Source organism: Actinacidiphila polyblastidii, assembly GCF_036353415.1.
Taxonomy (GTDB): domain Bacteria; phylum Actinomycetota; class Actinomycetes; order Streptomycetales; family Streptomycetaceae; genus Actinacidiphila; species Actinacidiphila polyblastidii.
Genome location: NZ_JAZEWV010000099.1, coordinates 1 through 358, shown reverse-complemented (window position 1 = coordinate 358; position 358 = coordinate 1). Strand labels below are relative to the sequence as shown.

Here is a 358-nt window from a genome sequence, read left to right as displayed (position 1 = left end):
CATCGCGCTCAGCGCCTCCTCCGCGCTGGTCGGCGAGGACGCCCTGACCTGGCTGGGCACGCTCAGCGGACTGCTCATCACCACCGCCGGGCTGTGCCTGCTGCCCAGCGCACTACGCAGCCTGCGCTCACCCAGACCACCCAGACCACCCGCGGACACACCCCCACCCTCCGAGCCCCACCACCGCCCGCAGCCCCACCCCCACGACCACCCCCCAACCCGAACGCCCCCACCCACAACCAGCACCAGACCACAGACCGCAACGCACAGCCCAGCCACCACCGTCCTCGACCACGCACCAGCAGCCGACCACCACCACCAGCACCACCCCCACCACCACGACCACCACGACCACGAG

The 358-nt window shown here is 72.1% G+C and carries 1 pseudogene; it reads left to right on the top strand.

From position 1 onward, the window contains the following. Nucleotides 1-358, top strand: a pseudogene (locus V2S66_RS34400) (hypothetical protein); the annotation flags it as partial.